Origin of the sequence: Agrobacterium genomosp. 13 str. CFBP 6927 (assembly GCA_900012615.1) — a bacterium.
Lineage (GTDB): Bacteria > Pseudomonadota > Alphaproteobacteria > Rhizobiales > Rhizobiaceae > Agrobacterium.
In genome coordinates, this window is the sequence record LT009756.1 from 2,266,441 (window position 1) to 2,273,664 (window position 7,224).

6 protein-coding genes are annotated in these 7,224 nt (G+C 59.2%); 1 reads left to right on the forward strand and 5 read right to left on the reverse strand.

The features are described 5' to 3' along the window. Positions 1-102: 102 nt before the first annotated feature. The 3 genes from der to AGR13A_RS11325 all read right to left on the reverse strand — a co-directional run bounded on the left by der (position 103) and on the right by AGR13A_RS11325 (position 3,078). Entirely contained in the window at positions 103-1,533 is a 1,431-nt protein-coding gene (gene der / locus AGR13A_RS11315) for a ribosome biogenesis GTPase Der (RefSeq protein ID WP_080835559.1), read from the reverse strand. 133 nt (positions 1,534-1,666) lie between these two features. Next, on the reverse strand, positions 1,667-2,338 hold the full coding sequence (locus tag AGR13A_RS11320; protein WP_080835561.1) for a tetratricopeptide repeat protein: 672 nt from the start codon (positions 2,336-2,338) through the stop codon (positions 1,667-1,669). Between the two features lie 155 nt (positions 2,339-2,493). Beyond that, positions 2,494-3,078 carry an NnrU family protein gene (locus AGR13A_RS11325; RefSeq protein ID WP_080835564.1) on the reverse strand — a complete coding sequence of 195 codons (585 nt, stop codon included), beginning with the start codon at positions 3,076-3,078 and terminating at the stop codon, positions 2,494-2,496. A 149-nt stretch (positions 3,079-3,227) separates the two neighbouring features. On the opposite strand from AGR13A_RS11325, the gene AGR13A_RS11330 reads away from it, so the two are divergent. Next, positions 3,228-4,211: a polysaccharide deacetylase family protein gene (locus AGR13A_RS11330; protein WP_080835567.1), complete on the forward strand. Its 984-nt coding sequence runs from the start codon at positions 3,228-3,230 to the stop codon at positions 4,209-4,211. 253 nt (positions 4,212-4,464) lie between these two features. Here the strand turns inward: AGR13A_RS11330 and sbmA are convergent, their stop codons facing one another. Both sbmA and AGR13A_RS11340 read right to left on the reverse strand, forming a co-directional pair. Then, complete coding sequence (sbmA, locus tag AGR13A_RS11335; RefSeq protein ID WP_080835570.1) at positions 4,465-5,733, reverse strand: peptide antibiotic transporter SbmA; 1,269 nt, start codon at positions 5,731-5,733, stop codon at positions 4,465-4,467. Between the two features lie 185 nt (positions 5,734-5,918). Beyond that, positions 5,919-7,109 (reverse strand): MFS transporter, encoded by a 1,191-nt coding sequence (locus tag AGR13A_RS11340; RefSeq protein ID WP_080835573.1) that lies wholly within the window; start codon positions 7,107-7,109, stop codon positions 5,919-5,921. Positions 7,110-7,224 lie beyond the last annotated feature (115 nt).

Here is a 7,224-nt window from a genome sequence, read left to right on the forward strand (position 1 = left end):
CGACGGTCGAGATATACGGAGAGGGTGCCCCCTCATCCGACCCTTCGGGCCACCTTCTCCCGAATGGGGAGAAGAAATACGCGGCGACCCTTCACGTCAAAATCAACGCCGCTTCTTCGCCTTGCTCTCGAACGGATTATCAGACCCACGATAATGCACACGAATCGGCACACCCGGCATGTCGAAATCCTTGCGCAGACCGTTCACCAGATAACGCGTATAGCTTTCCGGAATAGCTTCCGGCCGCGTGCAGGAAATCATGAATGCCGGCGGGCGGGCCTTCACCTGCGTCATATATTTCAGCTTGAGACGACGACCGGAAACGGCCGGTGGCGGATGCTGCGTCGTCTGCGAATCCAGCCAGCGGTTCAGCTTGGCCGTGGAGATGCGGCGGTTCCAGATCTTGTCGGTATCGATGATATTCTGCATCAGCCGGTCGAGGCCATAACCCGTCTGGCCGGAAATCGGCACGGCGCGGATGCCGCGCGCCTGCGGCAGCAGACGCTCGGTCTTTTCACGCAGATCGGCCAGATAGGCCTGCGGGTCTTCCACCAGATCCCATTTGTTGAAGGCGAGCACGGCGGCGCGGCCTTCGCGGATGACGAGGTCGACCAGCTGCAAATCCTGCTTTTCGAAGGGAATGGTGCTGTCGAACACGATCACCACGGTTTCGGCAAAACGGATGGAGCGGAGTGAATCCGCCACCGAGAGCTTTTCCAGCTTCTCCGTCACCTTGGCCTTGCGGCGCATGCCGGCGGTGTCGAACATCTTGATGGTGCGGCCGCGCCAGTCCCATTCGACCGAAATACTGTCGCGGGTAATGCCCGCTTCCGGGCCGGTCAGCAGCCGGTCTTCACCGAGGAAACGGTTGATGAGCGTCGACTTGCCCGCATTCGGCCGGCCGATAATGGCGACGCGCAGCGGCTTGGTCTCGTCATAAACCGGCTCTTCGTCTTCCTCGTCCTCGCTGCCCGGCTCGCTGCGCGGCAGAACGATATCCGTTTCCGCCTCATCCACATCAGGCGGGAAAGCGACGTCTTCGCCGATTGCCTCAACAATGGCGTCGCGCAGATCGATCATGCCCTGACCGTGTTCGGCCGAGATCGGGCAAGGGTCACCGAGGCCGAGCGTGAAGGCATCGTAGAAACCGGCATCGGAACCGCGCGCTTCGGACTTGTTGGCCACCAGCACCACCGGCTTGCCGCGACGGCGCAGCATTTCGCCCAGCGTCTCGTCGGCGGGCGTCAGGCCGGCCTTGGCGTCGACGACGAACAGCGTCACATCGGCTTCGTCGATTGCCGCTTCGGTCTGCGCCCACATGCGTCCCTGAAGCGTTTCCGGCCCGGATTGCTCCAGACCGGCGGTATCGATGATGGTGAAACGCAGGTCGACAAGCTTCGCATCGCCGGGGCGGCGGTCGCGGGTCACACCCGGCGTATCGTCCACCAGCGCCAGCTTCTTTCCGACGAGACGGTTGAAAAGCGTGGACTTGCCGACATTGGGGCGCCCGACTATGGCGACGGTGAAGCTCATTGATCCTGGTTCCTTGAAGCAAGTCTGCCCAAAACGTTACCTGTTTTGGGCAAAAGACATGCGTAAAATAAAGAGTTGGATCGCTTTGGCAATGCGAAGAAATGCCGGGGCGATCTCGCGTGGCGAAGCGGCGTTAAGCAGCTTTGCCCGAAGCGGTGATGTTGTCGAGCATGATCTGTGCGCGGTTCGTGACGTTGCGCGGCGCCTGCGCGTCGCCAACGATCTGCTCGAACCATTGTTTGGCCTTGACGAAATCGCCGGCCTTGTAGGCGGCAAGACCCAGCGCCTCACGGGCTGACGCCCGCATGGTCTGGCCCTCGGCGCTCAGCGGCTCGGCCAGTGCGACGACCTGGTCATAGGTGCCGTTATCCACCAGCAGCCACGCCGCGCGCACCTTTGCGGTATCGCGGAAGACCTGCGGCGCGGATGTGTCGTTGCCGATGGCGGTGAAGGCGGCGATGGCGCCGGCCACATCGCCCTTCTGCGACAACAGCGTGGCGGAACGGAACTTCGCCAGAACCGGATAATTGCCGTGGCCGGAGGTTTCCAGATCGGCAAAGGCCTTCAGCGCATCGTCCGTCTTGTTTTCAGAAGCAAGCTTCAGCGCCGCAAGGAACTGGTCCCCGGAATTCGAAGCGCGGCTGGTGTTCCAGTATTCGTAGATGCCGGCGCCGGCAGCGCCGACAACCACGAGAATGGCGGCGCCAACGACCACGATACCGTAACGGCCCCAGAAGCGCGACAGCTGCTCGGAACGGATCTGCTCGTTCACTTCGCGGATAAAGGTATCATTTTCGTTTGCCATCAAATTCTCCGTTACCCGCGCGGAGATCGTCGCCGATCCATCCGTTCGCGGACATACCAAGCCGCTTACCCGGGTCAGCAAAAGTCAGGCCAACCGGGTCATGGTCGGCCTTCTAGCCTATTTTGCCTGATATGTAAGGGGGAAACGTTGATTTCCTACATGGCGATGGGCTGAACGCCGATCAACCATTCGTGCAGTTTCAGGATGAATGCACCCCACAGAACGATGCCGCCGACAATGGCCACCAAATCGTAGCGGCTTGAAACGAAGTCCCGGACCACTTTTTCGCCCGCTCGTTCCCGGCGCTTCAGCGAAATCCGCATCACCACGCCCCAGGCAAGGAACGATGCGAAAAGAAGGATCGAAGACGTCTCGCCATTGGCCAGAAGATGCGCAAGCGCCCAGATCTTGACCGAAAGGATGAGCGGATGTTTCGTCTTCGTCGCGATGTGGCCAGCCGGTATGAGGCTGGCGATAAGACAGATCATCGCCGGCAGCATCAGGGTCACGGCAATGTGGCTCATCCACACCGGCGGATACCACAACATTCCGGTTTCCTGCCTCGCTTCACCGAAGGCATAGATGACAAGGCCAAGCGTGATGAGGCTGACGAGCGAATAGACGCCCTTGAAAGGCCCCTCTCCCATCGCCGCGATCATCCGGGTGCGAAACTGCGGTGCGACCACCTTCAAAAGATGCGTCAGCAAAAACAAGGCAAGACAGAGTGCGAGAAAAATCATGAAACACGGTCCCCCGGTGGAACGAAGCGGCCTTATCACCGCAAGCTGCAACAGGAATTAGGCCGAAAGTCACGAAAACGCCAGACTATTCAAAGCTTCGCCTTATTCCACCCGCAAAAGGCCAGGATGTTTCATATGACGGATGACTGATGTTTCGCTCACTTGCCGCTTTTTCCCTGTCGCTTCTTACCGCCCTTCCCGCTTTTGCCGAAGAGGCTGAGAAGCCGAAGCAGCTCGTCATCGTGTCCTTCGACGGGGCGGGCGACAATTCGCTGTGGGAAAGAAGCCGTGCGACGGGCAAGCAAGTCGGCGCGCATTTTACCTATTTCCTGGCCTGCACGCTGGTGATGGACCGCAAGACCAGCGCCAAGACCTATCAGGGGCCTGGCCAGAAGGCGGGTCGTTCCAATGTCGGTTTCGGCCAGTCACCCGAAGAGGTGGAGGCAAGGCTGAGGAACATCTGGGCGGCCTATCGCGAAGGTCACGAGATCGGCAACCACACCTGCGGCCATTTCGATGGCGGGCAATGGACCGCCGAACAATGGGACGGCGAATTCACCACCTTCACCAGCACGCTGGAAAACGCCTGGCAGATGATCGGCAAAAAGGGCGAGGAACCCGAAGGCTGGCGCAACATGGTGAAAAAGATCAACGGTTTTCGCGCGCCCTATCTCTCACAGGGGCCGGCGCTGACCGCCGCGCAGAAAAAGCACGGCTTCATTTATGACGCCACCAGCATCACCAAGGGGCCGGAATGGCCGGTGGAGCGCGAGGGCATAGAGCATTTCGGCCTGCCGCTCATTCCCGAAGGTCCGGAAAACCGCCCGATCATCGCCATGGACTACAATCTCTTCATCCGCCACTCCATCGGCGTCGAAACGCCCGATCGTTCGAAGGAATTCGAGGAACGCGCCTATACGGCCTTCCGCAAAGCTTTTGACAGGCAATATAATGGCGAACGCATTCCGCTGCAGATGGGCTTTCACTTCGTGAAGATGAATGGCGGCGCCTATTGGAACGCCTATGAGCGGCTGCTGCGCGAAGTCTGCGGCAGGCAGGATGTCGCCTGTGTGAGCTATGCCGAGGCGATGCCGATGATCGAGGCGCGGAAGAAACAAAAGACCGAGGGGTAAACTTCCTCATACTCTCCGGTTCGTGACAAAGGTCGAACACCCCTCCTGCGTCATGCCGGGCTTGACCCGGCATCCAGCCACGGCGCGTCTGCGCCGTGATAAGAGTCTTTTGCGATCAAGGAGTTGATCGCGCTGGACCCCGGATCTAGTCCGGGGTGACGGGTGCGGATGAGGCAGTTCACCAAACACATCGTCTCCGTAGGACGTGCTCAAGACCTGAAGGCGGCCAATCGGCCGCCTTTTTTGTTCTCCATCAGGGCTTGTTGGCCGCCAGCTCTCCGGCTTCCGCTTCCCGCTGAAGATAGCGCTCGTCAATATCCGGCAGGGGCTTGTCGTCGATTGCAGCCTCGAAGGCCACAAGACGTTTGTGGATGGACAGCAGCTCGATGATCGTGGTCCAGGAATTGACCAGATACTGGAACGAATTGCTGACCTGACCGAAGGCCGTGGCGATCTGCTGGTAGATACCATAGGTGATCTTGCCCGCCACGATGGTCGGAACGAGCATCAGAAGCAGGAACACCGCATCGGCCTGAATGTAGAAATATCGCGCGACGTTGAAATAGAGATAGTGCCAGTACATGCGGAAATAGTTTTTCCGCACATTGGAGTAGAGTTCCTTGACTGTCGGCGGCTGGGCGCGGTCGGCGTGGTCCTCGCCATAGACCAGTTCCTTGCGATAGGCGGCTTCCACACGCTGGTTGCGGAAGTTCAGGCCGGGCAGCTTGATGCCGACTGTCGCCAGAAGCACCGTACCAAATACCGACCAGACAATCGCCAGCCAGAACAGCGCATGCGGCACTTCACCGAGGATCGGCAATTCCGAGACATAGGACGACAGCGCAAACAGGATCGGCAGGAAGACGACGAGCGTCATCACCGAGTTGATAAGCGTAATACCCAACCCCTCAAGCGTTGAGGAGAACCGCATCGTATCTTCCTGAACACGCTGGGAGGCACCTTCGATGTGGCGCAGCTTTTCCCATTTGGACATGTAGAAGTCGTTCATCGCGGTGCGCCAGCGGAAGATATAATGGCTGGTAAAGAAATCCGTCAGGATCGAAACCGCCATGCTGAGGAAGGCGATCTTGGCGAAGACGATCTGGAGGCTGTAAAAATCCCAGACCTCGATCCCCGGCTGTTTCGACAGGGCATTTTGCAAAAGGTCGCCAAAAGGCCGCCGGAAATTGTTGATGACGACGGAAATCTGAACGCCGAAATAGGTCACCGCGATAATCAGCAGCGATCCCCAGATGGACCAGAATTTCCAGGGATGATCCTTGGCGATAACGGTCCACACGCCGCCGAACGCCGCCAGACACAATGCCAGATAGCCGTAAAAGAACAGGTTAGCCGGGACCAGGAAATAGCTGAGATCGTAGGGTTCCTGTTCAGGCATTACATAGCCCCAAGACCGACCTAACCCTTCAACGATGAAGTACCATCCGAGAATGGCGAAAAAAGCCCAGATAATGGCCGACGTGAAGAAGATTTTCGGTTTGGGAAAAAAGGAATGAAACACGTTTCGAACTCACGCGCGTTTGAAATCAGCCATTATTGGCGAAGCACTAGATGGCCCGAACCTAGGGCAGAAATTTGTGCACAGCAATGAAGAAGCGCTGACCTTAACAAGATGTAAGGCGCAGATGGTGGCGCGATCCCCGCAAAACAGCGTGAATTCGGACCGGTCAGGACGTCGTCAGAGACTTAACGCCGCCGCTCCGTGGCAAGCACCGGCAACATCAGAACAATGCTGACGACGAGCACGGCGGAAGCGAGAATGCTGGGCGCGGTGAAACTGCCCGTTACCTCGGCAATCCAGCCGGCGGCGAGCGGCCCGACGATCTGGCCCGTGCCGAAAGCAGCCGTCATCAGCGCAAAGGCACGACGCGGGCTCGGCCCGGCAAATTCCCGGCCGAGCTGCAGGCCATAAGCGGTGATGACCATGAAGGTCAGCCCGAGAAGCATGCCTCCGGCGAGAACACCCGGCACCGGCGGCAGCATGACGGAAGCGAAAACACCGACGGCTTCGACGGCAAGAACGATCACGAAAGCGCGTTTCAGCCCCTGCGATTTCAAGACAGGCTTCCAGAGAAAAAGCGAAATGGCAGCCGCGCAGCCGGTGATGAACCAGGCCAGAAACTCCACGAAAGCACCGGCGGCGGCCATGCGGGCGATCGCCACGATGAAGGTGGCGGTGATGACGTAACCGAAACCGAAAAGCCCATAGGCCAGCGTCGTCAGGAAGAGCGGCCGCGTCCAGTGGAGCAGCGGCTCCGCCACAGAGGATGCATGTCGCGGCGGACCTGCGGGCAGCACCCGCCAGACGAGAATGAATGTGATGAAGGAAAAGACAGCGCCTGCGATCCACTCCTCCCGCCATGAGGAACCGCCGCCATCAAAAACGACGCCGATCAGATACACCGCAAGCGAGGAGATCGCGATGCCCGCACCGACGCCGCCATAGTGCAGCGCCTGAACGCTGTCCCTGCCCGCCTTGACGGCATGGCCGATAACGATCTGCGAGGTGAAGATCATAGTCAGCGCGCTGGCAACACCGGCCAGAAACCGGATGACGGTGAAGGCCGCGACGGAATTGAAAGCCGCCATGGCAAGCAACAATGCCCCGGTGGAAAACAGGCCGCAAAGCGCCACCAGCCGTTCCCGTCCCGAACCCCACGAATAGGCTGCGAGAACCGCCCCGGCCAGATAACCCGCGAAATTCCCAGCCGCCACGATCCCCGCATCCCCCGCCGAAAGCGGAACATCCGCCATCATGCCGGGCAGAATGGGGGTGAAGGAAAAGCGGCCGAAACCCATGGCGGAGGCCATCATCAGCGCCCCGGAAAATCCAAGTGCGGTCAGATGTTTGGCGGAAAGTGGCTTGTCGATGCTCATGCATGGCTTATCGCAACGGGGCGGATAAGGGACAAGCGAGTTATTTTGATCGGCGTTATAAGCGGTCGTTATCTGTCATGCGGCGAGCATCGATGCGTTCCGAGGGTGCCGCGTA